Consider the following 24,585-nt stretch of genomic DNA (forward strand, 5'->3'; position numbering starts at 1 on the left):
CCTCGATGCTGCAACGCTTGAAAAGCATCAATCTTCAGGTCTACGTGATGATTGCCGCCATCATCGCCATCATGCTCTTTTTCACCTACATGACCGACGGGGCGTATCTCAGCGCGCGTAATCTCTCCAACCTGCTGAGGCAAACGGCGATCACCGGTATTCTGGCGGTCGGTATGGTGTTTGTCATTATCTCCGCCGAGATCGATCTGTCGGTTGGCTCGATGATGGGGCTATTGGGCGGCGCGGCGGCTATTTTTGATGTCTGGTTTGGCTGGCCTTTACCGTTGACTATCGTTGTGACACTTGCGCTGGGGTTGCTGCTTGGCGCGTGGAATGGTTGGTGGGTCGCCTACCGTAAAGTTCCTTCTTTTATCGTGACGCTGGCAGGGATGCTGGCTTTTCGCGGCATCTTAATCGGCATTACCAATGGGACGACGGTTTCCCCGACCAGCGAAGCGATGTCGCAGATTGGGCAGAGCTATCTGCCTTCTGGCATCGGTTTTATGTTCGGAGCCATCGGGCTGATGGTGTTCATTGCCTGGCAGTGGCGTCGGCGCAGTAGCCGCGCCCGATTAGGATTACCGATAAATCCACCCACAGGCGACATCGGTCGACAGACATTGACGGCACTCGTCGTATTGGGTGCGATCTATCTGCTAAATGATTATCGCGGTGTGCCAACGCCGGTTTTGGTGCTGACGCTGTTGATGCTGGGCGGTATTTTTCTGGCAACGCGAACTGCATTTGGTCGCCGTATTTATGCGGTGGGCGGGAACATCGATGCTGCACGTTTATCGGGCGTGAATGTCGAGCGCACTAAAATGGCGGTGTTTGCGATTAATGGCCTGATGGTCGCGGTCGCCGGGCTGATTCTCAGTTCACGATTGGGGGCGGGGTCGCCATCCGCCGGGAATATTGCCGAGCTGGATGCGATTGCGGCCTGCGTGATTGGTGGAACCAGTCTGGCTGGCGGTATTGGCAGCGTTGCAGGTGCAGTGATGGGAGCATTTATCATGGCGTCGCTGGATAACGGGATGAGTATGCTGGATGTGCCGACATTCTGGCAATACGTCGTGAAAGGCGGAATTCTGCTGCTGGCGGTGTGGATGGATACTGCCACAAAGCGGCGTGTATAACGTGATTGTGGGTTCATGGCGGCAATACGTGGCGGCTCGCAATAATCAGCAAATTATTTTGGCCTCTGGGGGCGCTGTGTTATTCAAGCAAGAGGATTTTATTCAAGGAGTTTGCGATTAATGAGCACTGATAACCATGTTTGAAAAACGCTATCGTATTACGCTGCTGTTTAACGCCAACAAAGTGTATGACCGTCAAGTGGTTGAAGGCGTTGGCGAATATTTACAGGCTTCTCAGTGTGATTGGGACATCTTCATTGAAGAAGATTTCCGTTGCCGCATTGATAATATCAAAGAATGGCTAGGCGATGGCGTGATTGCCGATTTTGACGATGGCGAGATCAAACAACTACTACAGGATGTGAACGTGCCATTGGTGGGGGTTGGCGGTTCCTATCATCAGCCTGAGGATTACCCGCCTGTGCATTATATTGCCACAGATAATTATGCACTGGTGGAAAGCGCGTTTATGCACCTTAAAGAAAAAGGGCTGAATCGCTTTGCTTTTTATGGCCTGCCAGCATCGGGTGGGAAAGGCTGGGCGCAGGAGCGGGAGCATGCTTTCCGGCAACTGGTAGCGGCAGAAAAGTATCAGGGTGTGGTGTATCAGGGAATGGAAACCTCGCCGGATAACTGGCAATACGCGCAAAATCGGCTGGCCGACTGGGTACAAGGGCTGCCGCCGCAGACAGGCATTATCGCGGTGACGGACTCCCGTGCACGTCACCTGTTGCAGGTCTGCGAACACCTGAATATTGCCGTACCGGAAAAGCTGTGCGTCATCGGGATCGATAACGAAGACCTGATTCGCTATCTTTCACGCGTGGCGCTGTCATCGGTAGCGCAAGGCACTCGTCAAATGGGGTATCGTGCCGCGAAACTGCTGCATCAGTTGCTGCTGGATCGGTCTGATTTGCCGCTGCAACGCATTCTGGTGCCGCCGGTTCGGGTGGTCGAGCGCCGTTCAACAGACTATCGCTCCGTGCACGATCCTGCCGTTATTCAGGCCATGCACTTTATCCGCTATCACGCCTGTAAAGGCATTAAGGTCGAGCAGGTGCTGGATGCGGTAGGGATTTCCCGCTCAAATCTGGAAAAGCGCTTCAAAGATGAGGTAGGTCAGACGATTCACGGTGTGATTCACGCAGAGAAGTTGGATCGGGCGCGCAATTTGCTGATATCGACCTCGCTCTCGATTGGTGAGATCTCGTTGATGTGCGGCTACCCTTCACTGCCTTACTTTTACGCTGTCTTTAAGAAAGGCTATGACATCACGCCGAAAGAGTACCGTGAGCGTTATGGGGAAGGTTATTAAGGCTATTCGGTTTGTTCAAGTAGGAAGGTCAAGCAGGAAGGCGCGGCGGGGCGCGCCTTATTATCTTAGGCTGGTGAACGGTTACGCCGGTACGCGCCAGTAATCGTAATCGATGTGCTCAACCTGGAAGTTGGCGTCTTCTTTGTCACCGGTCAGACGGGTGGCGATGGTAAAGGCAAAATCGAATGACACGCCCAGCCCCTTGCCGCTGATCAGATTGCCATCTTCAACGACTTTCTCGTTAACATAAATGCCATCGGTCACGTCTTGCCATAAATCCCCAGAGCAGACGTAGCGGCGGCCTTTAAGCAGTTTGTTGCCACCCAGTACGCGTGCGGCTGCTGAGCACAGTGGGCAGATCAGCTTGCCCGCGTCGTCATGGCGACGGATGAACTCGACAACCATCGGGTTTGCGGCCAAGTTTACGGTACCCTGCGGGCCGCCAGGAATGACTATGGCATCAAACAGCGTGTCCTGGTTTCTTTCCAGCAGAGCATCGGCAAACATGCGAATATTGTGATAACTGTGCAACTCCAGTCTGTCATAGCATGACAGCATGGTGACTTCTATCTTCATACGGTGCAGTACATCAATCACCATGATCGCTTCTGCTTCTTCAAACCCAGGAGCCAGCAGAACGGCGACTTTCTTAGACATAGCATCTCCAGCAATATGCAAGGGAAGGTGTTAACCGCAAGAGGATAGCAAAAAAATATCGTAAAAATGAAACGATGTTTTATTAATGTCGAGTGAGTCGCGTAAACGATTTTTGCTGCTTAGCCTAAAGAGAAGATGGCGTTATACTTGCTAACTTGGCTGTGAATTCGCCCCGAATTTTTTTGCATGAAAGCATGACTCTTCTCTTCCTGTCCCGCCAAAAAGATGTTTAAATTATCACTCACTTATTTTGCATAAATATGCATTTGTGAGCGTGTCGATTTTGGTCGTCGACCAGCCCGTTGATGTAGGATGTACACGGGGCACGAGCGCTCAGGAATGTATGGCGTAACATAATGGTGTGAGCGACGACGCTTCTATCCATAGATCTTTCGAAGCAGGGATTACATTTATGACAACGATTCTCAAGCATCTTCCGGTTGGTCAACGTATTGGTATTGCGTTCTCGGGTGGTCTGGATACCAGCGCCGCGCTGCTTTGGATGCGTCAAAAGGGCGCGGTTCCTTACGCATATACCGCAAATCTGGGGCAGCCAGACGAGGATGACTACGATGAAATCCCACGTCGGGCTATGGAATATGGCGCAGAAAATGCTCGCCTTATCGATTGCCGTAAACAATTGGTCGCCGAAGGTATCGCTGCGATTCAGTGTGGCGCATTCCATAACACAACGGCAGGCGTGACCTATTTCAACACCACCCCGTTGGGCCGTGCAGTGACCGGTACGATGCTGGTTGCGGCGATGAAGGAAGACGGCGTGAACATCTGGGGTGACGGCAGCACCTATAAAGGCAACGATATTGAGCGTTTCTATCGTTACGGTCTGCTGACCAATGCTGAACTGAAGATTTACAAGCCATGGCTGGATACCGACTTTATTGATGAGCTGGGCGGCCGTCAGGAGATGTCTGAGTTTATGTCGCAGGCAGGGTTCGGCTATAAAATGTCGGCCGAAAAAGCCTATTCGACTGACTCCAACATTCTGGGTGCGACGCACGAAGCGAAGGATCTGGAATTCCTGAATTCCAGCGTCAAAATCGTTAACCCGATTATGGGCGTGAAATTCTGGGATGAGAACGTCAAGGTGCCGGCAGAAGAAGTGACCATCCGTTTTGAACGTGGGCACCCGGTTGCGTTGAACGGCCAGACCTTTACTGACGATGTTGAGCTGATGCTGGAAGCGAACCGTATCGGCGGACGTCATGGTTTGGGTATGAGCGACCAGATTGAAAACCGTATCATTGAAGCAAAAAGCCGCGGCATCTATGAAGCGCCGGGAATGGCACTGTTGCACATTGCCTATGAGCGTCTGGTCACCGGTATCCACAACGAAGACACTATCGAGCAATACCACGCCAATGGTCGTCAGCTGGGTCGTTTCCTGTATCAGGGACGCTGGTTTGATTCTCAGGCGCTGATGCTGCGTGATTCTTCTCAGCGTTGGATCGCCAGCGCCATCACCGGCGAAGTGACGCTGGAACTGCGTCGTGGCAATGATTACTCCATTATGAATACCGTGTCTGACAATCTGACCTATAAGCCAGAGCGCTTGACCATGGAGAAAGGCGACTCGGTCTTCTCGCCGGATGACCGTATTGGCCAGCTGACTATGCGCAATCTGGACATCACGGACACGCGTGAAAAACTGTTTAACTATGCTGAGACGGGCTTGCTTTCTTCTTCTGCCAGCACCGGTTTGCCGCAGGTCGGGCAATTGCAGGATAAAACAGAGAAGTAACTCACAGGTTGAGTAATATAAAAATCCGGAATCGTCTCGCGTTCCGGATTTTTTTTATCTGTTTATCATCTGTTTATGTTTGATTTTCTCGCGATATTTTTCGTTTGTGAACTCTTGCTGACAATGCAGGTTGCATCTGTACAACCGCCCTAGAAAGGGACAGAATACCTATAAATAATCAGCCTGAATAATAATCTGAAGGCGAAGGAACTGCGGGATGGAGTGTCATTTTTTTGAGGTTATGCATTAACTTTTCAATGGAGGAAAAATGTTAGAGATATTTGATGTAAATCACACCCTGTTGTCAGAAACAAAATCAGAAGAGCTATTTACCCTCAGAAAAGAGACGTTTAAAGATCGACTGAATTGGGCCGTGCAATGTACTGATGGAATGGAATTTGATCAGTATGATAATAATAACACGACTTATCTTTTTGGCATGAAAGATAACACCGTTATCTGTAGTTTGAGATTTATTGAAACAAAATACCCTAACATGATTACCGGGACGTTTTTTCCTTACTTCAAGGAGATAAATATCCCTGAAGGTAATTACCTGGAATCTAGTCGGTTCTTTGTAGATAAATCACGAGCGAAAGATATTCTCGGCAATGAATACCCAATTAGTTCTATGCTGTTTCTTTCAATGATTAATTATTCAAGGGATAAGGGTTATGATGGAATATATACGATAGTGAGTCACCCTATGCTGACAATATTAAAGCGTTCTGGCTGGGGAATTCGCGTGGTCGAGCAAGGCTTGTCAGAAAAGGAAGAAAGAGTTTATTTAGTCTTCCTTCCCGTTGATGATGAGAATCAGGAAGCGCTGGCTCGTCGTATTAACCGCAGTGGGAAATTTATGAGCAATGAATTGAAGCAGTGGCCTCTACGGGTACCTGCCGCTATTGCACAGGCTTGATGAGCTGTAACTCAACGCCGAGCCTGATGGCATGCTTGGCATTCAGGACGCCAAGTTTTTTCACAACGTTGCCGATATGAAATTTTACCGTGCTGGTTTTGATGCCGAGAATAATCGCAACTTCCAGATAGGTTTTACCCATACTGGCCCAGTAAAGAATTTCATTTTCTCGTTGAGAGAATATGTCTTTATTGTTTGATTGTTTTTTATCTTCAATCATCTCTCTGCAAAGGGAGATGATTTTTTCATATGCCTCAATTAATAGCATCTGAAAGGTGTCTTTTTTCTCTTCAATGAATGTTTCAACATCATCTGGATACGAACTGTCCACGATAATCGATAGCATGGCCAGATTGTCGCCATTATCGTGAAGTACAAAAGTATATCCATTGATAATATTATATTTTTTAGAGAGATCAAATATCTTGGCCAGCTGAAATCTAGTGTTAATAACCAGACTTTTCTCCCACGAGAAAGGCGATATTTTATTAAATGATGCAAGAACAACAGGATCAATGTGCTGGTATTTATTTTCTTTATAGATGTTTACCCATTCATCGGGATAACTGGAAATGATGATCATTTGAGAAGGGTTCTTCTTATTGAGAACCATAAATGAGAATTTTACGCCGTTGTAGTGATCCAGGTTTTTATTGAAGTGTTTTTTGATTACCCTGCTTATTATTTCACTATCGGTGAATAATGGCGACATCTCATGACCTCAGTCTGAAGAATCAACATCCCTGTAACGGAAAAGTATATACCTACACCTGTACCTAAGTCTAATTGTTATGAGTGAGTGAAAAAACATAAAATCTTCAACCTTGTTAAGGGCGTAAAGCAAAAGACATAACCATCGCTCAGGATAAGCGTGATGATTGGCTGACATCAGGGAATGCTAATTAAGCGAGATTTATCAGTAATATAATAAAATTCTTCTTACTTTTCCATGGCCTGTATTGTTTACAGGCCGCCAGATGCTCAGGTTAATTAATTCTATCAGTGCGACTCTTTCTCGAATAACCCTCGTCTTTCATATTGTTATCCCTTTCGTTGTACCTCACGCCTCGTCGATATTGTTGTATTCCCACAAGCGATTGAAATGCACATCGTCCAGATTACGTATTGAATCCGCGTTACCCGCAAAGGGCCGTGCGGTTGTTGCCGCAGCTCCCCACGGCTGTTCTCTGTCATAGCTCGCGTCAATTGTGCTGTCGCGAATGACCAGTTGGCCGTTCGCCGTCTGGCCGGACTGGTATCCCGTCTGCCTTGCCCCCTGATCCCAGGCGCGGCCTAGTTTGGCTTTTCTTTCTCCATTGAAGCCTTTGTCTCCTGTAAAGCGACAATTTACCGCCAGAAAACCGTATTGCGTCCACGGCATGCTGTCAGGTGCGAAGACATGAATATCTTTCGCTCCACGGCTGGAAACCGTGTGAAAGTGGACACGCTCGAATACCGCGGTTGCGCGCCCAAAAACGTAATCGACATCGCCCTCAATGTAGCTGTCTTTAATGTAGGCGCGGCTGTAGCGGTCTACGACGTACTCGTTGCGGAGGTTACTGGTGTTGACGAAAAACGTATCCTGACGCCCGATCAGGCGAACCCTTTCAAGCTGTATTTTGTCGCCATCGGTGCGCAGCGCCACGGCCTGATGCGCGCGACCATCCACTGAATCCAGCAAGGTATTCACTACCGTCAGATTCTTCATCTGGAAATTGTCGCTTTGCGACCAGACCACGGCGGCACAAATGGTATCAATCGTCGCGTTCTGCTTTGACGCACAGAGATCGTACAGGTACCAGGCAGGGTCACCGGGCTGGTATTCGCCGTGTGAGTTCACGGTTTCCCGGTAGGTTGCCGGTGAAAACATCGAATCCAGCGCGAGTTGAATCACTACGTCATCCGGCTGTTCTCCCGCACCACATAGCGTGAGCGGTGGCGCATCGGCAGGGATGTAGACCGTGCCGGTATAGGTGCCCGGTAGCAATGTAATCTCAATACACGGCCGATCCTGCTGCGCCCGCAGTGCGGCGTTCACCGCCTGTTGAATATGGGTATGTGTTGCACCATCCACTCCCACCTGCTGCCCGACAACCCACTGCGTCTCTGGATCGACCTCAATCGGTGCGGGCTGCCAGACATCAGCCTCTGTCTGACCATCGTTCCCACGCCGCGTGAAATAGTGCGGGAGCGTGAAGCGTTCGGCTTCCTGTGCGGAGAGAATGGGACGATAAACGGTGCCGGGGTACGTCGTTTTTGTCATGATCTTATCCTCTCTTAGCGGCAAGGCTCTCTGGGGTATCATCGGTTCTCTGTCCGAAGCGCAACCGGTAGGTTGAGGGCGTGAGATGTAGCTGCTGGCGAAAATGATGGCGTAACGAGGCGGCAGTACCGAATCCCACCGTTTCGGCGATTTTCTCGATCGATAAGCGCGTGTTTTCCAGTAAATCGCGTGCGGTATTCAGCCGTTCGGCCAGTAACCAGCGTGCTGGCGTCGTACCCGTAGCGGCAGAGAAACGGCGAAGGAACGTGCGTGGGCTCATACAAGAAATTGCTGCCAGTTTCGTAACGGAATACTCTTCCGCGAGGTTGGCTCGGACATGATCGATAAGCGGTCCGAGGCGTGAGCGTTCATAGTCTACCGGTACCGCTTTTTCAATATACTGTGCTTGCCCACCATCACGATGTGGTGCGACCACCAAGCGGCGAGCAACCTGATTGGCCGCTTTGCTGCCGTAATCCCGACGGATGAGATGCAGCCCAAGATCGATACCCGCAGCACTCCCGGCTGACGTAAGAATCGTTCCTTCATCAATATAAAGAACGTCTGGCTCGATGTTGATATCAGGATATTGCATTTTTAACGTGTCACTGTAGCGCCAATGTGTCGTGGCGCGTCGCCCGGAAAGCAGGCCGGTCGCCGCGAGGACAAAAACGCCAGAACAGATAGAGAGCAGTCTGGCACCCTGCTGATGTGCTTGACGTAACGCATCGACCAGATGTGTGGGGACGGGCACATCACTGCCTTTCCAGCCGGGAATGATAATCGTGCCCGCCTGTGTTAACAGTTCAAGGCCACCATCGGCAACAACATGGATGCCGCCCGTTGCCCGCATCGCGCCACTGTCTAAACCCGCAACGGCAAACTGATACCAGTCCTCTCCCATTTCGGGGCGTGGAAGGCCGAAGACTTCAACGGCAATACCAAATTCGAATGTACACAAGCCATCATAAGCAAGTACGACAACAAGCGGGTTGAACATCGATTTTCCTGCCTCAATAACTTGTCATGATCTTGACGATATATGTCAATAATGCCATCTGCCAGCCTTGATGTATCCGTTTTATAGTCAAGCCTTATTCCAATCCGTGAGGAAGATCGATGAGTTACGTGACTGACTATCCCTTTGCTGCTTCTGATATTGCTCTATCCCATTTTGCACGGCGTTTGTCTGTTGAAACTGACTGTGCGGATGTAGCGGCATCCCTCTCTGAGACTCAGCAGGACTTTGTGTTATTGCATGTGGTGGGATCGACGAAGCACTTTACCGCGCGTCATATACCGGGGGCGCTTCATCTGCCACACCGGGAAATCACACCTGAGCGTATGGCCGAGTGGCCTGATGACACGCGGTTTGTCGTCTATTGTGCGGGACCACACTGCAATGGCGCAGATCAGGCGGCATTAAAACTGGCACAACTCGGTCGCCCGGTAAAAATTATGATCGGGGGAATCACGGGATGGGAAGATGAAGGCTTTGCCTTCGCCTGATATCACTTGCCTCTGGCAGAGGGGGCCGCCCTTCTGCCAGCACCTAATTCCCCTGATACCACGTCCAGATTTTCACCAACAGTGCCGCTGAGACACTCCAACATACGACCGCTGCGAGCAGTGCCTGTGGCAATTTCATCCACGCGGTAAAGTAATAAAGTGAAATGAGATAAACCAGATAAGGAATAACGGACCAGATGCCAAACAGGATGGTGGCGCGCAGCGCGTCCAGTCCGCGTTCGGTGCCAACGATGTAATGTGCGATCAGTGCGAACGTGGGAAATAGCGGCACCAGCCCGGCAATATAATAGTTTCGGCTTTTCGCCAATACGCTGATGAGCAATACGATCAGCGCGCCAATAACCGATTTGATAAACAATGACATAAGTATAACTTCTGGCTTAATTCAGCATCGAGAATGCACAGAGAATAGCGAAAAAGTGTCGGGATAGAATAGTGCGATCGCACAGCTTAAGATTTCAATTCGTGGTGATTTCGTTATTCTTAGCAGCAGAATGAATAAATACTGTACGTGATACCCGTCATACTTCGAGCTGCTTGTGCGTTGGCCGCCCTTACTCACCCCAGTCACTTACTTGTGTAAGCTCCTGGGGATGAAATGAGAGACATCCTGTCTCTCACCGAAGGCCAGCCGTTGGCTAGTCAAATTCGTTCCCGACGAATTTGTCGCGCGGTTGCCGCGCTACAAGGCCATAAATGGGCCTCGCCCTAGCGGGCCAACGCTTTGCGTTGTTCAAAACGATAACGTTTTGTCACGCAACTCGAATTATTTAGGGTATATGGCACCGTAGGTGCAGCTAAAACGATAATGAATCTGAAAAGGATTGATGTTGAAGACGCAAAGTCATGCATTTACTCAGGGATTGGTTCCACTCAAGATTATTTCTACCGGCAGCGCGCTTCCTGCGCAGCGGGTGACGTCAGCCGAATTAGATGTGCGGCTCAATAAGCCCGCCGGTTATGTCGAAAGCCGTTCAGGCATTATCTATCGTCACCATGCCGATAATCATGCTAGCCAGGCTGAACTCGGTGTGGCGGCGTTAAATGACGCGCTGGCGCGGGGAGTTATTCCGCCCGCGTCCATCGATCTGCTGCTGTTTGCTTCTGCTATTCCGATTCAGGCGCTGCCTTATAGCGCCAGCCATTTATTAAAGGCGTCGTCTCTGCCAAAAGGGACGGCCTGTTTTGATATTAACAGCAGTTGCGTCAGCTTTATTTCCGCGCTTCAGGTCGCAGCTGGTTTGCTGAATACCGGCGCTTATCGGCGCATTGCCATTGTCTCTACCGAACTGGCCTCACGCGGCATTGACTGGGATGATGAAGAGTCGTCGCTGATTTTTGGCGATGGTGCCGCGTGCGCCATTGTTGAACGCGGCGATGGGCGCAGCGGTATTGCGGCGTGCTTGCTGGAAACTTATCCGAAGGGCAACGAACTGTGCCAAATCCGCGCAGGCGGCACCTTGCGCAACCCGCGTGCGGGGATGGAACTGCATGATTTTCTGTTCCATATGCAGGGGAAACGGCTCTTCAGACAGGCTTCTGCCTTGATTGAGGGCTATCTGCAACGTCTGCTGGATGCCAGCGGGTACTCGCTGGATCAGATGGCGGCGGTGGTTCCGCATCAGGCCAGCCACCTGTCGCTGGAACATATGCGCAAGCGGCTGGCGATTCCGACGGAAAAGCTGATTGATATTTACCGCTATCACGGCAATCAGGTGGCGGCCTCGATTCCGACGGCGCTGCATCATGCTATCGTGACGCAACGCCTGCCTGAAGGTGAACCCGCGATGCTGGTCGGTACGGCCGCTGGGCTGACGCTGGGCGGAATGGTGCTGATCCCATGAGAGTCTTCGTCACGGGCGCCACCAGCGGGTTGGGGCGTAACGCGGTGGAATGGCTGCTCCAGGCCGGACATCAGGTGCTGGCCTGCGGGCGCGATCGCACGGTTGGGCAACAGCTTGAAGCACTCGGCGCGCAGTTCGCCCGCATCGATTTGGTCGAAACCTCGGTAGAGCAATTTCGAACGCTGATGGCGGGCTGTGATGTGATCTGGCACTGTGCCGCAAAATCATCACCGTGGGGTCAATATGATGATTTTTATCAGAATAATACCGAGGTAACGGCGCGACTGGCTGAAGCCGCCGGTCAGTTGGGTATCCCGCGTTTTGTGCACATCTCCACGCCTGCGATTTACTTTGATTATCAGCACCACCTGAACATTGATGAAAGCTACCGTGCGGCGCGTTTTGCCAATCATTATGCGCAGACCAAATTTCTGGCGGAAGAACGGCTTCAGGCGATGACGTCACGCTACCCGCAAACCACCTATGTCATCCTGCGCCCGCGTGGCCTGTTTGGCCCACATGACCGCGTGATTTTGCCACGTGTTCTGGAGCAGATCGCGGTGGGGAGAGGCGTGCTGCGTCTCCCGCGCGGTGGTGAAGCGCTGCTGGATCTGACGTTTGTTGGCAACGTGGTAGAGGCGATGGCACTTGCCAGCCAGCGCACGGGGTTAGTTTCAGGTTCGGCGTACAACATTACCAACCATGAGCCCGCGCGCCTTGCAGACATGCTTCAGCAACTGCTGGTCGGTCAGTTGGGCATGAATTATCGCGTTAGGGCGGTGCCGTATCCGTTGCTGCACGCGGTGGCCGGTGGCATGGAACTGTTCTCGTGGTTTAGCCGAAAAGAGCCGCTGCTGACACGCTATAGCGCGGGAGCGGTGAATTTTGATATGACGCTTAGCGCGGAGAAAGCGCAGCAAGAGCTGGGCTATCAGCCGCGTTTTTCCCTCCAGCAGGGTATCGAGTTAACCGGTAGCTGGTTCAAAACACACCTTGCGCAGCGGAGCACTGACGGACATGGCTAATATTTCGACGTTTGAAGTAGGATACTGCCTGCATCCGGGTTGTATGGCGCTGCGTGGTGCGGGATGGAAAGTGTGCCGTTTTCCGGCGCGGGTCTGGATGCTGGAAAGTCAGGGTAAGCGCTGGCTGTGGGATACCGGCTATGCTCAGCATTTCACCGACGCCACGCGTTCCGGCCTGTTCCAACTGTACCGCAGAATGACGCCGGTGCATTTCGAAACGAAAGACGCGCTGATTCACCAGCTACACGCGCAGGGTATTCAGCCTGCCGATATCGACGGCCTGATCATCTCCCATTTTCACGGCGACCATATCGCGGGGCTGCGGGATTTCCCCTCCGTGCCGTTTATCTGTTCGGCGCTGGGCTGGCAGCAGACGCGGAACCTGCGCGGTTTCTCCGCCTTGAAACGGGCGTTTGTCCCCGCGCTGATCCCTGAACATTTCGAGCAGGCGCTCCAGTTTGTTGAAAATTTTCCGCTTACCGACCTGCCTGCCGAGCTGGCACCGTTTACGCAAGGCTATGCGCTGCCCGGTAGTGATAAAGAGATCGTGCTGGTGCCGTTGCCCGGCCACGCAGCCGGACACCTTGGCGCGTTTGTGCTGACCGAAAACGGCTGGGTGCTGCTGGCAAGTGATGCTGCCTGGTCGCCGCACAGCTACCGTGAAGGTCGTGGGCCGTCGCGGTTGGCGAATCTGGTGATGGACGATCCAAAAGCCTATTACCACACGCTGGATCAGCTGCACCAGTTGCACCTGAACGGACAGGTCGAGATTCGTCTGTGCCACGAGGGCGACTTATGATTCCGCTGATGACGATCTGGCACTATTTCCGCGCCAGACGCCTGAGTTTTACTACCCGTCAGGCGCTTGAACGCCATCAGCAGAATCAGCTCGCCCGCTTCGCGCGGCGGGTGCTGGCGCGTAGTCCCTATTTTCGTCCTTACTGCCAGCTTCCTATAACGTCGTGGCCGATGATGGATAAAGCCGTAATGATGGCCGAATTCGATCGGATGAACACCGCCGGACTTAAGAAGGATGACCTGCTCGCCTGCGCGCGCCGCAGTGAGGACGATCGCGACTTCACGCCGAGTGTAAATGGGTTCAGCGTCGGGCTGTCGTCCGGCACCTCTGGTCAGCGTGGGCTGTTTGTCGTCAGCCCACGTGAACAGCAGGTGTGGGCGGGAGGCATGCTGGCAAAAATGCTGCCGGACGGTTTACGCGCCGGTGAACGGGTGGCGCTGTTTCTGCGGGCGGATAACAACCTGTATCACAGCGTCGATAACCGCTGGCTCAGCCTGTCGTTTTACGATCTCTTTGCGCCATTTTCCGGCCATTTTTCGCGGCTGGAAGCGTGGTCACCGTCGATTATCGTTGCTCCTGCACAGGTGCTGCGCGAGTTGGCGTTGGCGGTACAGCGTGGTGAACTGCGCCTGTCGGCCAAAAAGGTGATTTCCGTGGCCGAGGTGTTGGAGCCGCAGGATAAGCAGCTGTTGCAGCAGGTCTTCGGGCAAGTAGGGGAAGTGTATCAGGCAACGGAAGGCTTTCTGGCATCGACCTGTGAACATGGCACGCTGCATCTTAACGAAGAATTTATTCACATTGAGCCGCAGTGGCTGGATGACGAACGCTTTACGCCCATCATTACCGATTTCACCCGCAGCACGCAGCCGATTGTGCGCTATCGGCTGGACGATATATTGGTGAAGCAAAAAACACCCTGTGCGTGTGGTCGGGTGACGATGGCGATAGCCCGCATTGAAGGGCGCAGCGATGACAGCCTGAGATTGCCGGATAATCGCGGTGAGCCTCAGACCGTGTTTGCGGATCTCTGTAACCGGGTGATTGCTAATGTGCTGCCGCTACATGCTGATTATCGGCTGGTGCAGCAGGGCGACGCGACGCTGCATTTATCCGCCGCGTGTAGCCTGCCAGAGCTGGAAGCCTGCCGTGACAGTCTGGTGCAGCAGTTTGCGTTGCAGGGCATTGATGCGTCGCGGCTACAGTGGCGGTTAAGCGCTGGTGAGATCGCGCCAGAATTTACGCAAAAGCGCAGACGGATTACCCGCCTGAAGGAGGAAATATGATGCGATTTCCTCAAAGCACGCTGCTATTGCGGCTGAAAGCGCTGCTCTTCGGCTGGGGATCGGTCGGGGTGGTGTATCAACTGAGTGCACAGTTTCAAGGGCAGGGAACGGTGTTACCTCCCTCGATTATCGACGAATGGATTCCCTTTAGCCCCTTGGCTATCTGGCTGTATCTCTCCTTTTTTATCATCATTCCTCTGTCTTACTTATCCTGCCCGATTGCGCGCTTGGCTGGATTACGTCGGGCAACGCAGCTTACGGCGTTGATTGCGGGCGCGGTGTACCTGATTTTTCCAACCACGATGGTGTATCCGCAGGCTATCGGAGGCGACCTCTCCGCTCGTCTGCTACAGCTTTTGCAGAGTATCGATTCGCCGCAAAATTGCCTGCCGTCGCTGCATATGGCGCTAACGGCACTGGCGGTGTGGGCGATGAGCGATAGCCAGCAGAAAGTAAAAACGGGTTTGTATCTTCTCTGGGGTGCCGCAATTGCCTTCTCCATCCTGCAACTGCGCCGGCACCTGTTCATCGATCTGGTGACGGGCGCGATGCTGGCGGGTATAACCGGATGGATTTTTCTGCGTAGCCGAGAGACGGTGGAGGCCATTTCCCCAGCGGCTCCGTTGCCTAACGACAAGCGCCATCAGGAATGACATCATGATCGATTTGGCACTACCCATTGTCTTCATGCTGGTTGTAGTGATTGGTGAAGCGCTGGTTTTACAGTGGATGCAGCGTGAAACGGTGAACTGGCATGACGTGGTTTTCAACCTGAATTCAGGGCATATCATGCTGTGGCTTTTTCGCAGCGTGGAAATTTTTTGCTATGGCTATGTCGCGGCGCATTTCAGTTTTGGCTGGGTGGAAACCTGGCCGCCAGTGCTGATGTGGCTGTTCGCGATACTTGCTTGGGATTTCGGTTTCTATTGGCTACATCGCCTGCACCATACCTTCGGCGTGCTGTGGGCGGTGCATGTGGTGCATCATCAAGGCGAGCATTTTAATCTGTCGCTGGGCGTGCGTAACTCCTGGTATTCCTCGCTGACTTCAATTCCGTTCTTCCTGATTCTGGCGCTGCTCGGCGTTCCGCTGTACGTGTTCGTTACCGTGTCCATCCTGCATTACAGCGTTCAACTGTTTAACCATAACGCCATGACGCCCAAATTGGGCTGGCTGGAAAAGGTGCTGGTGACGCCAGCACACCATCGCGTACACCACGTGAATGACCGTGCGTATGCCGATAAGAATTTCGGCGGCACTTTTATTTTTTGGGACAAACTGTTTGGTAGTTTTTGCCCACAGCTGCCCGATACGCCTTTCCGCTATGGCGCGGGTCGGGAAATACCCTCGAAAAACCCGTTTTGGGCCAGTAACCTGCCGTTTATGTCTTACCTGAAACTGTCGGTGCGCCGTACGCGTCGCGCGACGTTTCACTGTGCGCCGATGGCGTTGATCGCTGGTGCAATGCTGCTGTTTGCGCTGGTGGTGGGCTACGTCTACCTGTATGGCTACGGCTATGATTCCGCCGATCTGTCGCAGGCGGCGCTCTTCCTATTGCTGGTGGCAGGGGCGGTTGCGCTGGGCGGCATTTCCGAAGGAAGACGCTGGGGTATTTACGTTTGGCTGCTGGTGGGGCTGCTATTCCCTGCCGTGTTTCTTGTCTATCTGGGCTGGGAAGCGCTCTACTGGAAGATGGCGATGCTGATGCTGGCGCTGCACGGGCTGGCGATGGCGGTCGGCTGGGGCCGGCGTCCCCTGACTGAGGAGCATGAAAATGTCTAGTGTGCTTCCCGCCAAACTGTATCCTGCGAAGGGCGAACAGGCTTTCCATCGGGCATTACAGCGGGAAACGTCGGCCTATCTCCGCGCTAATCACGATCATCGCTTTGCCGATAGCGGACAATTTATTAAGGCCGGATTACTCTTTTTATGCTGCATCGCCTGTTATGCCCTTTGTTTAGTGCAGCAGGCGGCATGGGCGTTCTTCCTGAGCTATTTTTCTTTCATTATGCTGTCGATGTTATTGAATATCATCGTGAATCATGACGCCTCCCATAATACCTTTTTCCGCAACCAGACACTGAACCGCGTGGTTGGGCGCATCGTCACGTTGCCATTAGGCATCGATCCCGATTACTGGCGTTTGCGTCATGTGGACTTCCACCATCTTTATCCGAATGTGGAACATTACGATCTGGATACGGAAGAGAATGGGGTTTTCCGCCAAACGCCTTTTCAGCGCCACCGTTCCTACATGCGTTATCAGCATCTTTACTGGCCGCTGGTGGCCGCGTTCTCGCTCCCTTATATCGCCTGGATTTTTGATTGGGCCGATCGCTTGGGTAAAACCCCCGTCAAGGCCCGCTCGGCGCAATCAGGCTGTGATGGATGGTTGATTTTTATCGGCAGTAAAATCGGTCATCTCCTGCTGTTATTGGTGATTCCCATCATGGTGGGGGCGGCGCACGGCGTTAGTCCGGGCATCGTGCTGCTAAGCTATTTGCTGGGGCAGATGTTGGCCTCGTTGCTGGTGGTGTTTTTACTGCTGGGTACGCACTGGGCTGAAGCTGAGTTTTATGCCGTTGCCGATACAGAGGCGATGCCTCAAGGCTGGTATCAGCACAACTTTGCGACCGCCTGTGACTGGCTGCCGACGCCGCGCTGGCTTGAGCACTGGACGGGAGGGTTAAACCTGCACCTGACACACCATCTTTTCCCCGGATGGCATCACCGGCATTATCCCGCGCTCGCCGGTATCTTACGGCGCGTGGCCGCCGAGCATGGTATGAACTATCGCTGCATTACCTATCGTGAGCTACTGGCTAGCCAGCGTCGGTTTTTAAAATCGATGGGTGAGGGGAACGATCAACGCACCGTGAAACATGGCTCAGAGGAAGGATGATGCTCGCACCGCTGAAGCCGCTGCGCTATGAACAAGGTCGCGATCTGGCATTGCATCGGGCGCTGATGAAAGCCGCGAATGACTATTTGGCAGCAACGGGCGACCACCGTTTTGCCAATGCGGGGTTTATCGGCAAGATGCTGTTTCTGGTGGTGCTGTGCCTGACGTTTTATGGTTTCAGCCTCTGGCAGACGACGCTGTGGGGGTTTGCTGGCTGCTACTTTGGCTTTATTTTTACCGCCATGTTTCTGGCGGTGAACGTGGTGCATGACGCCTCGCATAACGTCTTTTTCCGGCGGCCGTGGGCGAATCGCCTGCTCAATATTGTGGTGAGTATTCCGCTCGGTATGGATTCCGACTGCTGGCGCGTGCGGCATGTGATTTTTCATCATGCGCACGTCAACGTGCAGCACTACGATCTGGATATCGAAGAGAACGGCGTCTTGCGGCAATCACCCTACCACCGGTTTCGCTTTTTTATGCGCGCCCAGCGCTACTACTGGCCGATGGTGGCGTCGCTGACCTTCCCCTGCATCATCTGGTTTTTTGACTGGATCGATCGCGCGGGGAAAACGCAGGTGACGCGCAATATGACGCTTCAAGGCGGTAAGGGCTGGGGTATTTTTCTGTTATCAAAAGCGCTGCATACTCTGCTGGCATTGGCGATCCCCTATTGGTTGTTGTCGCCGACACCCGTCAGCGCCGGTGCGCTGTTGCTGGTTTATCTGCTGAGCCAGATGCTGTCATCGCTGATTTTTGTCGTCCTGATTCTGGGGTCGCATTGGGCAAAAGGGACGTTCTATCAGGCACCGGAAGATGGCTTATTCAGGCATGGTCGCTATCAGCACGTCTTTTCCACCACGGTGGACTGGACGACTCGGCCCGTCTGGCTTGGTTACTGGTTGGGGCAGCTCAATATGCACCTGACTCACCATATTTTCCCCAACTGGAATCATCGGCACTATCCCGCGCTGTCGAAAATTATTGCGGAGGTTGCCCCGCGTTACGGCATTGATTATCAATGCATTACATTGAAAGCGATTTTAGTTGAACAGCAGCGCTTTCTTAAAAAGATGGGAAATGGCAGCAAGAAATAGCCTGTTATCTATATTTATTAATAAGTTAGATTTTCATTTGTATTCAAGGAGCGAGACTTCATGCGTTATTTATCTCTGGCCGTTTCATCCCTGCTGTTTTTCTTCACCTCGTCCGTCTGGGCGATGGATTGCAGCAAGGCCAGCACAGACACCGAGAAAATGATTTGTGCCAGCAGCCGTTTGCAGCAGCTCGATGCGGTATTAAACAAGGCCTATCAGGCTTATGTGAAAAAGGCAGACAAAGCGCAAGCACGTCAGGAGCAGCGCACGTGGCTGGCAGAGCGTGACCGCTGTAAGGATGATGTTTGTCTGGGGAATGAGATGGTTTCCCGTATTCAGGCGCTTTCCGGCAGTGAAAATATTTCCCTGATTACTCAGGCATCAGGCCAGTGGGACTTCGTTCTCAGCGTGGCGACGTGCAATCTCGACTCTTCTTACTCAACCTGCGAAGGCCCCGGTACGCTGGATATCTTTAAGAAAGGGCGTGGTGACCTGTTCCAGCGTATCAACATGGAAAATATGTTCATCGAGCTGAACAATAAGGGTGAAGTCACCGCGAATCTGGTCGAGGTCTACGGTGAGAACAACAGCGGACTAGTGATTGATGACGCTAACTTCGATCACCATGCGGATATCATGCTGCGTAATGGCAACAGCGGTGCTTACGGCGGGCCGTCTTATGACGTCTACCTGTTTGATGTGGAAAAGCAGCAGTTTACCCAGAATGCGCCGCTGACCGAGTTAGCCAGCTCCAACCTCGGCCTGTTCGAGATTGATGAGAAAAGTAAGACCATCACGACGTTTACCAAAAGCGGCTGCTGCTGGCACCAATGGTCTACCTATCAGATAGCCAATAATAAGCCTGTCCTGATTGTCGAAACCACGGAAGCCTACTCCGAAGAGAAGAAGGCGATGGTCGCTACCACCCGCGAGCTGGTGGGCGGCAAGTGGAAGGTGAAGGAAGAGATAGTAAAAGTCGACGAACAGTAAAATTTCCCTGCTTTACAGACTGACGCCGTAGTGGAATGCGGCGTCTGTCACCGCCCCGTTCATTCCCACTCTGCCGTTATTCCCCTGCATTCTCCGATACTTTGCAAAAGTGTTACGTCAGGCGTTCTCAGCATGACTTTTTTGCCACTTGCTAGACTGAGATGGCAGCCATGAAAAGGTAAATGCAGCGCAGAACGCGCAGCATGGCAAAACTTCACAAAAAAGACGTGTTTTATTAACAACTCGTTTATGCGTTGTATTCTCTAACCCTACTTTGGAGATGCCTGACATGAGCACCACCCAGAAACGTATGTACATCAACGGTGAGTTTGTTGAAAACAGAAGCGGGAAGTGGATTGATGTGGTGAACCCGGCCACAGAACAGGTTATTTCGCAGATCCCGGAAGGCTCCGCTGACGATGCAAAGAGAGCGATAGAGGCGGCAGAAGCCGCACAGCCGGGCTGGGAAGCGCTGCCTGCGGTTGAGCGCGGCGTCTGGCTGCACAAGATTGCCGATGGTATTCGCGAGCGTGAAGCCGAACTGACCGACACTATCATCGCAGAAGGCGGCAAAACGCACGGTCTGGCGCAGACGGAAGTGCTATTCACCGCTGACTACCTCGACTACATGGCGGAGTGGGCGCGCCGTTATGAAGGCGAAATCATTCAAAGCGACCGCCCGAATGAAAATATCTTCGTCTTCCGCAAAGCGATTGGCGTCACGACCGGCATTCTGCCGTGGAACTTCCCCTTCTTCCTGATCGCGCGTAAAGCGGCTCCGGCGCTGATCACCGGCAACACCATTGTCATTAAACCGAGCGAGATCACACCGAATAATGCGGTGATTTTCGCCGAAATCATCCACAAAATTGGCCTGCCGAAAGGCGTCATCAATTTCGTTACCGGCTACGGCCCGACGGTAGGGCAAGAGCTGGCCGCTAACCCGAAAGTCGGCATGGTCAGCCTGACCGGCAGCGTGGCGGCGGGGATTGCCACCATGACGGCGGCGGCGCAGAACGTCACGAAGGTGTCGCTGGAACTGGGCGGAAAAGCGCCTGCCATCGTGATGGATGACGCCGATCTCGATCTGGCCGTCAAAGCGATTGTCAGCTCTCGCGTGATCAACAGCGGGCAGGTGTGTAACTGCGCGGAGCGCGTTTACGTGCAGAAAGGCATTTACGACGACTTTATCACGCGTATTAAAGCCGCGATGGAGCAGGTGACCTTCGGCAATACGGCGGAGAAAAAAGCGCTGGATATGGGGCCGTTGATCAGTGCGGCGGCGCGACAGCGTGTAGAAGACAAAGTGGCGAAAGCGGTATCACAGGGCGCGAAAGTGCTGCTCGGCGGCCAGCGCGAAAGCGGTACAGGCTATTTCTACCCGCCAACGCTGCTGGTGGATGTGAAACAAGACATGCCGATCATGCACGAAGAAGTGTTTGGGCCGGTGCTGCCGGTAGCGACCTTCGACACGTTGGAAGAAGCGATTGCAATGGCGAACGACAGCGAATATGGCCTGACGTCGTCGATCTATACTCAAAATATCAACACCGCGATGAAGGCGCTGAAAGGGCTGAAGTTCGGCGAAACTTACATTAACCGCGAAAACTTCGAAGCGATGCAGGGATTCCATGCGGGCTGGCGTAAATCCGGTGTGGGTGGAGCGGACGGCAAGCACGGCTTGCAGGAATATCTGCAAACGCATGTCGCGTACCTTCAATTTCACTAAAAGGCAATTTCACCAAAGGTAATGATGCTTGCCTAAGTGTGGATTGAGGGGGAAACACGGTGATGAGGTTCCCGCAGGGATACCTCGCACCGTGGTAGCCCCCGGTATCTCGATCTTTAAACGATCGGTATGAGTTTTATCCACGGTCATGCCACTTACCGTAACAGTGGCACAAACAAGAAGAAGGATGGGAAAGGACGATGATCATCTCTGCTTCAACGGACTACCGAGCGGCAGCGCAGCGCAAGCTGCCGCCGTTTCTTTTTCACTATATTGACGGCGGGGCATATAACGAGCACACGCTCAGGCGCAATACTGCCGATCTGGCAGATATCGCGCTGCGCCAGCGAATCCTGAAAAATATGTCCGACCTGAGCCTGGAAACACAGCTGTTCGGTGAAAAGCTGGCGATGCCGGTGGTGCTCGCACCCGTTGGACTGACCGGTATGTATGCCCGACGCGGCGAAGTACAGGCTGCTCGAGCGGCAGCACAGAAAGGGATTCCGTTTACCTTATCCACCGTTTCAGTCTGCCCGATTGAGGAAGTGGCTCCCGCCATCGATCGCCCGATGTGGTTCCAACTCTATGTGCTAAAAGATCGTGGTTTTATGCGTAATGCGCTGGAGCGTGCACAGGCGGCGGGGGTGAAGACATTGGTATTTACCGTGGATATGCCGACGCCAGGTGCGCGCTATCGTGATGCGCATTCAGGCATGAGTGGACCGAATGCGGCGACACGGCGCATTTTACAGGCGGTTACTCATCCACAATGGGCGTGGGATGTCGGGCTGAACGGTAAGCCGCACGATTTGGGGAATGTTTCCGCCTATCGCGGTACGCCGACGACGCTGGAAAACTATATCGGCTGGCTGGCGGAGAATTTTGATCCCTCTATTTCATGGCAGGATTTGGCGTGGATTCGCGAGTTGTGGAAAGGGCCGATGATCATCAAAGGTATCCTCGACCCGGAAGATGCCAAAGAAGCGGTGAGGTTTGGCGCAGACGGGATTGTGGTTTCCAATCATGGTGGTCGTCAGTTGGATGGCGTGCTGTCGACGGCACGCGCACTGCCAGCGATAGCCGATGCGGTGAAAGGCGATATCACTATTCTGGCGGATTCCGGTATTCGTACCGGGCTAGATGTGGTGCGCATGATTGCACTGGGTGCGGACGGTGTGATGCTCGGGCGTGCGTTTGTCTACGCACTGGCGGCGGCAGGTGAAGCGGGCGTGGTTAACCTGCTGAACCTGATCGAAAAAGAGATGCGTGTAGCGATGACGCTCACGGGCGCTAAATCCATTGCCGACATTACCGCAGATTCGTTGGTGCAGGCGACCCGCAGCGATTGAATAGCCTGTAAGCGCTAATCAGACGGCAAGGATCATCCTCCCGCCGCGGGCTTTTGAACCTTCCCCTAAACGTTATAACCTGTATGCGATAAGACGTGGGGATACGTGAATGGGCAGACGAACAATAGTCGTGGTGGATTACGATCCACATTGGGTGACGAATTACGCAACAGCGGCGAGAGCACTAGCGCAGGCGCTCGGCGCTATTGCGGTGAGAGTGCATCACATCGGTAGTACGGCCGTGCCGGGGCTACCCGCTAAACCGGTGATTGATATGCTGCTGGAAGTGGTTTCGCTGTCCGAGTTGGACAGGCTAGATTGCGTCATGATCGATTTGGGCTATCATCCGCGCGGCGAAAATGGCATGGCGGGACGCCGTTACTACACCAAGGGTGGCGAGGCGCGTACTCATCATCTTCACGCTTTTGTGGTGGGTAACGAGCATATTCAGCGGCACCTGGCCTTTCGTGATTATCTGCGGGCTAATCCTTCCGTGTGTGCGGAATACGCGGCAATAAAGCGTGCCGCTGCACTGGCATGTGACAACGATGCCGCAGTGTATAGTCAGTTAAAAAATGACTTTATCGCAACGCATGAGGCGCGTGCATAGCCATTTCCTCAGCACTATGCGCTTTTTCCTGTATTGCAAACGTCCTACTTCGTTCTATATTTCGGGGATAGATTGAACGAAGGGGAAATCGTTGTGAATATTAAAGGGCTTACGAAGGGATTCTTCATCCTGATCCTATTTGCCGTCACACTGGCGTTTTTTGACATACTGGCGCCGTATTATTCCGCCATCTTATGGGCGGCAGTGTTGGCCATTATCTTCCATCCGCTGAAAAGCAAGATTCGGCAAAAATTGAACGATCGCAACGGCGTTGCCTCGCTGCTGACGGTTCTGATCATCTTCCTGATCGTCTTCATTCCATTGGGCGTGATTGTTTCCTCGCTGGTGGTTGAAATTAACGGGGTTTACACCCGATTGCAGGACAGCAATACGCAATTCCCTGTGGTACTGGCGGAGTTGCTTCAGCATCTGCCGAAGTGGGCGCGGCATTTCCTGGTGGAGCACAATCTGGATAACGCTGCCAAAATACAGCAAGAGCTGTCTCAGGTTGCGCTGAAAGGCGGGCAATATCTGGCAGGAAGCGTGCTGCTGATCGGCAAGGGGACGTTCACCTTCTTTATCGGTTTCGGGGTGATGCTCTATCTGCTCTTTTTCCTCTTGAAAGACGGTTCCTATCTGGTGAACCTGATTTTGGAGTCGCTGCCGCTGTCTACCCATGTTAAGCATCACCTGCTGGTGAAGTTTGCTGCTGTATCGCGGGCGACCGTGAAAGGCACCGCCGTTGTGGCGATTGTGCAGGGAACACTGGGCGGCATTGCGTTCTCCATTGCAGGAATAGAAGGCAGCCTGCTATGGGGCTCGCTAATGGCGTTCTTGTCGCTGATCCCCGCTGTGGGTTCGGCGATTATCTGGGTGCCTGCCGCCGTCTTCCTGTTCGCTACAGATATGCTCTGGCAAGCCATCTTCATTGTCGCGTTCTTCGTGCTGGTGATTGGGCTGGTGGATAACATTCTGCGTCCGCTGTTGGTGGGGAAAGACACCAAAATGCCGGATTACCTGATTCTGATCGCCACGCTGGGCGGCATGGAAATCTACGGTATTAACGGCTTTGTGATTGGCCCGTTGATTGCGGCGTTGTTCATCGCCTGCTGGAACATTCTGTCTGGCCGCGATAATCAGGAAAATATTGAAGGCATCGACGAAGATTTTATCGAAGAGGGCCGTCAGCACCCGAGTATGGCAAAACCGGAAGAGAGTGAGGCGCTAGAAGGCCAGGTGGTGGAAGGTCAGGCTGTTGAACGCAAGACCACGGAGTAAGTTTGCCGTCTAGTCGTGAGTAAGGGGGATCGGCTTCGGCTGATTCCTCTTACGTTCAAATCTCTTGCTTTACGGCAGATATCTCTTGTGGGTTCAGGGA

23 protein-coding genes are annotated in these 24,585 nt (G+C 52.9%); 18 read left to right on the forward strand and 5 right to left on the reverse strand.

Annotation, left to right across the window (positions count from 1 at the left end):
* Positions 1-5 precede the first annotated feature (5 nt).
* Both xylH and xylR read left to right on the forward strand, forming a co-directional pair.
* Positions 6-1,136, forward strand: coding sequence for a xylose ABC transporter permease XylH (gene xylH, locus EDI29_RS12900; protein ID WP_167494507.1), 1,131 nt, complete (start codon positions 6-8; stop codon positions 1,134-1,136).
* A 136-nt stretch (positions 1,137-1,272) separates the two neighbouring features.
* On the forward strand, positions 1,273-2,451 hold the full coding sequence (gene xylR / locus EDI29_RS12905; RefSeq protein WP_137741199.1) for a D-xylose utilization transcriptional activator XylR: 1,179 nt from the start codon (positions 1,273-1,275) through the stop codon (positions 2,449-2,451).
* Positions 2,452-2,532: 81 nt separating this feature from the next.
* On the opposite strand, the gene EDI29_RS12910 is transcribed toward xylR, so the two are convergent.
* Complete coding sequence (locus EDI29_RS12910) at positions 2,533-3,108, reverse strand: DJ-1/PfpI family protein (RefSeq protein ID WP_137741200.1); 576 nt, start codon at positions 3,106-3,108, stop codon at positions 2,533-2,535.
* Between the two features lie 412 nt (positions 3,109-3,520).
* Between EDI29_RS12910 and argG the strand changes: the two genes are divergently transcribed.
* Positions 3,521-4,867, forward strand: coding sequence for an argininosuccinate synthase (gene argG / locus EDI29_RS12915; RefSeq protein WP_137741201.1), 1,347 nt, complete (start codon positions 3,521-3,523; stop codon positions 4,865-4,867).
* A gap of 268 nt (positions 4,868-5,135) precedes the next feature.
* The gene (gene carI, locus EDI29_RS12920) at positions 5,136-5,786 is read left to right on the forward strand and encodes an acyl-homoserine-lactone synthase CarI (protein WP_137741202.1); all 651 of its coding nucleotides are present in this window, start codon (positions 5,136-5,138) and stop codon (positions 5,784-5,786) included.
* Here the strand turns inward: carI and EDI29_RS12925 are convergent.
* The 3 genes from EDI29_RS12925 to ftrA form a co-directional block, all read right to left on the reverse strand.
* Positions 5,770-6,498, reverse strand: coding sequence for a LuxR family transcriptional regulator (locus EDI29_RS12925; RefSeq protein ID WP_137741203.1), 729 nt, complete (start codon positions 6,496-6,498; stop codon positions 5,770-5,772). The genes carI and EDI29_RS12925 overlap by 17 nt on opposite strands.
* 348 nt (positions 6,499-6,846) lie before the next feature.
* The gene (gene pemB / locus EDI29_RS12930; RefSeq protein WP_137741204.1) at positions 6,847-8,049 is read right to left on the reverse strand and encodes a pectinesterase PemB; all 1,203 of its coding nucleotides are present in this window, start codon (positions 8,047-8,049) and stop codon (positions 6,847-6,849) included.
* A 4-nt stretch (positions 8,050-8,053) separates the two neighbouring features.
* Positions 8,054-9,049, reverse strand: coding sequence for a transcriptional regulator FtrA (ftrA, locus tag EDI29_RS12935; protein ID WP_137741205.1), 996 nt, complete (start codon positions 9,047-9,049; stop codon positions 8,054-8,056).
* Positions 9,050-9,168: 119 nt separating this feature from the next.
* Here ftrA and EDI29_RS12940 point away from each other — a divergent pair, with 119 nt between their 5' ends.
* The gene (locus EDI29_RS12940) at positions 9,169-9,558 is read left to right on the forward strand and encodes a rhodanese-like domain-containing protein (RefSeq protein ID WP_137741206.1); all 390 of its coding nucleotides are present in this window, start codon (positions 9,169-9,171) and stop codon (positions 9,556-9,558) included.
* Positions 9,559-9,601: 43 nt separating this feature from the next.
* Here EDI29_RS12940 and EDI29_RS12945 read toward each other — a convergent pair whose 3' ends face one another.
* Complete coding sequence (locus EDI29_RS12945) at positions 9,602-9,943, reverse strand: GlpM family protein (protein ID WP_129709235.1); 342 nt, start codon at positions 9,941-9,943, stop codon at positions 9,602-9,604.
* Between the two features lie 463 nt (positions 9,944-10,406).
* Here EDI29_RS12945 and EDI29_RS12950 point away from each other — a divergent pair, with 463 nt between their 5' ends.
* From EDI29_RS12950 to EDI29_RS13010, 13 genes are all read left to right on the forward strand, one after another.
* Positions 10,407-11,423: a 3-oxoacyl-[acyl-carrier-protein] synthase III C-terminal domain-containing protein gene (locus tag EDI29_RS12950; RefSeq protein ID WP_137741207.1), complete on the forward strand. Its 1,017-nt coding sequence runs from the start codon at positions 10,407-10,409 to the stop codon at positions 11,421-11,423.
* Positions 11,420-12,448 (forward strand): NAD-dependent epimerase/dehydratase family protein, encoded by a 1,029-nt coding sequence (locus EDI29_RS12955; protein WP_137741208.1) that lies wholly within the window; start codon positions 11,420-11,422, stop codon positions 12,446-12,448. The genes EDI29_RS12950 and EDI29_RS12955 overlap by 4 nt, the downstream gene beginning before the upstream one ends.
* Entirely contained in the window at positions 12,441-13,247 is an 807-nt protein-coding gene (locus EDI29_RS12960) for an MBL fold metallo-hydrolase (RefSeq protein WP_137741209.1), read from the forward strand. The genes EDI29_RS12955 and EDI29_RS12960 overlap by 8 nt, the downstream gene beginning before the upstream one ends.
* Positions 13,244-14,530: a F390 synthetase-related protein gene (locus EDI29_RS12965; RefSeq protein ID WP_137741210.1), complete on the forward strand. Its 1,287-nt coding sequence runs from the start codon at positions 13,244-13,246 to the stop codon at positions 14,528-14,530. Before EDI29_RS12960 ends, EDI29_RS12965 begins: the two co-directional genes overlap by 4 nt.
* Positions 14,530-15,183 carry a phosphatase PAP2 family protein gene (locus EDI29_RS12970; protein WP_137741238.1) on the forward strand — a complete coding sequence of 218 codons (654 nt, stop codon included), beginning with the start codon at positions 14,530-14,532 and terminating at the stop codon, positions 15,181-15,183. Before EDI29_RS12965 ends, EDI29_RS12970 begins: the two co-directional genes overlap by 1 nt.
* 4 nt (positions 15,184-15,187) lie before the next feature.
* The gene (locus EDI29_RS12975; RefSeq protein WP_137741211.1) at positions 15,188-16,312 is read left to right on the forward strand and encodes a sterol desaturase family protein; all 1,125 of its coding nucleotides are present in this window, start codon (positions 15,188-15,190) and stop codon (positions 16,310-16,312) included.
* Positions 16,305-17,432 (forward strand): fatty acid desaturase family protein, encoded by a 1,128-nt coding sequence (locus EDI29_RS12980; RefSeq protein WP_137741212.1) that lies wholly within the window; start codon positions 16,305-16,307, stop codon positions 17,430-17,432. The genes EDI29_RS12975 and EDI29_RS12980 overlap by 8 nt, the downstream gene beginning before the upstream one ends.
* Positions 17,432-18,529, forward strand: coding sequence for a fatty acid desaturase family protein (locus EDI29_RS12985; RefSeq protein ID WP_137741239.1), 1,098 nt, complete (start codon positions 17,432-17,434; stop codon positions 18,527-18,529). The genes EDI29_RS12980 and EDI29_RS12985 overlap by 1 nt, the downstream gene beginning before the upstream one ends.
* A gap of 60 nt (positions 18,530-18,589) precedes the next feature.
* Positions 18,590-19,519 carry a lysozyme inhibitor LprI family protein gene (locus tag EDI29_RS12990; protein ID WP_137741213.1) on the forward strand — a complete coding sequence of 310 codons (930 nt, stop codon included), beginning with the start codon at positions 18,590-18,592 and terminating at the stop codon, positions 19,517-19,519.
* 289 nt (positions 19,520-19,808) lie between these two features.
* Entirely contained in the window at positions 19,809-21,248 is a 1,440-nt protein-coding gene (gene aldA, locus EDI29_RS12995) for an aldehyde dehydrogenase (protein WP_137741214.1), read from the forward strand.
* A 200-nt stretch (positions 21,249-21,448) separates the two neighbouring features.
* Positions 21,449-22,597, forward strand: a complete 1,149-nt coding sequence (gene lldD / locus EDI29_RS13000) for an FMN-dependent L-lactate dehydrogenase LldD (protein WP_137741215.1) — start codon at positions 21,449-21,451, stop codon at positions 22,595-22,597.
* Positions 22,598-22,706: 109 nt separating this feature from the next.
* Positions 22,707-23,207: a GrpB family protein gene (locus tag EDI29_RS13005; RefSeq protein ID WP_137741216.1), complete on the forward strand. Its 501-nt coding sequence runs from the start codon at positions 22,707-22,709 to the stop codon at positions 23,205-23,207.
* Between the two features lie 93 nt (positions 23,208-23,300).
* Positions 23,301-24,485: an AI-2E family transporter gene (locus tag EDI29_RS13010; protein WP_137741217.1), complete on the forward strand. Its 1,185-nt coding sequence runs from the start codon at positions 23,301-23,303 to the stop codon at positions 24,483-24,485.
* Positions 24,486-24,585: the final 100 nt, after the last annotated feature.

The sequence above is a fragment of the Pectobacterium polonicum genome, from assembly GCF_005497185.1.
GTDB classification, from domain to species: Bacteria; Pseudomonadota; Gammaproteobacteria; order Enterobacterales; family Enterobacteriaceae; genus Pectobacterium; species Pectobacterium polonicum.

Coding starts and splice junctions, on each gene's coding strand:
- xylH (WP_167494507.1), top strand. CDS start 6: ATGCTGCAACGCTTGAAAAGCATCAATCTTCAGGTCTACGTGATGATT.
- xylR (WP_137741199.1), top strand. CDS start 1,273: ATGTTTGAAAAACGCTATCGTATTACGCTGCTGTTTAACGCCAACAAA.
- EDI29_RS12910 (WP_137741200.1), bottom strand. CDS start 3,108: ATGTCTAAGAAAGTCGCCGTTCTGCTGGCTCCTGGGTTTGAAGAAGCA.
- argG (WP_137741201.1), top strand. CDS start 3,521: ATGACAACGATTCTCAAGCATCTTCCGGTTGGTCAACGTATTGGTATT.
- carI (WP_137741202.1), top strand. CDS start 5,136: ATGTTAGAGATATTTGATGTAAATCACACCCTGTTGTCAGAAACAAAA.
- EDI29_RS12925 (WP_137741203.1), bottom strand. CDS start 6,498: ATGTCGCCATTATTCACCGATAGTGAAATAATAAGCAGGGTAATCAAA.
- pemB (WP_137741204.1), bottom strand. CDS start 8,049: ATGACAAAAACGACGTACCCCGGCACCGTTTATCGTCCCATTCTCTCC.
- ftrA (WP_137741205.1), bottom strand. CDS start 9,049: ATGTTCAACCCGCTTGTTGTCGTACTTGCTTATGATGGCTTGTGTACA.
- EDI29_RS12940 (WP_137741206.1), top strand. CDS start 9,169: ATGAGTTACGTGACTGACTATCCCTTTGCTGCTTCTGATATTGCTCTA.
- EDI29_RS12945 (WP_129709235.1), bottom strand. CDS start 9,943: ATGTCATTGTTTATCAAATCGGTTATTGGCGCGCTGATCGTATTGCTC.
- EDI29_RS12950 (WP_137741207.1), top strand. CDS start 10,407: ATGTTGAAGACGCAAAGTCATGCATTTACTCAGGGATTGGTTCCACTC.
- EDI29_RS12955 (WP_137741208.1), top strand. CDS start 11,420: ATGAGAGTCTTCGTCACGGGCGCCACCAGCGGGTTGGGGCGTAACGCG.
- EDI29_RS12960 (WP_137741209.1), top strand. CDS start 12,441: ATGGCTAATATTTCGACGTTTGAAGTAGGATACTGCCTGCATCCGGGT.
- EDI29_RS12965 (WP_137741210.1), top strand. CDS start 13,244: ATGATTCCGCTGATGACGATCTGGCACTATTTCCGCGCCAGACGCCTG.
- EDI29_RS12970 (WP_137741238.1), top strand. CDS start 14,530: ATGCGATTTCCTCAAAGCACGCTGCTATTGCGGCTGAAAGCGCTGCTC.
- EDI29_RS12975 (WP_137741211.1), top strand. CDS start 15,188: ATGATCGATTTGGCACTACCCATTGTCTTCATGCTGGTTGTAGTGATT.
- EDI29_RS12980 (WP_137741212.1), top strand. CDS start 16,305: ATGTCTAGTGTGCTTCCCGCCAAACTGTATCCTGCGAAGGGCGAACAG.
- EDI29_RS12985 (WP_137741239.1), top strand. CDS start 17,432: ATGCTCGCACCGCTGAAGCCGCTGCGCTATGAACAAGGTCGCGATCTG.
- EDI29_RS12990 (WP_137741213.1), top strand. CDS start 18,590: ATGCGTTATTTATCTCTGGCCGTTTCATCCCTGCTGTTTTTCTTCACC.
- aldA (WP_137741214.1), top strand. CDS start 19,809: ATGAGCACCACCCAGAAACGTATGTACATCAACGGTGAGTTTGTTGAA.
- lldD (WP_137741215.1), top strand. CDS start 21,449: ATGATCATCTCTGCTTCAACGGACTACCGAGCGGCAGCGCAGCGCAAG.
- EDI29_RS13005 (WP_137741216.1), top strand. CDS start 22,707: ATGGGCAGACGAACAATAGTCGTGGTGGATTACGATCCACATTGGGTG.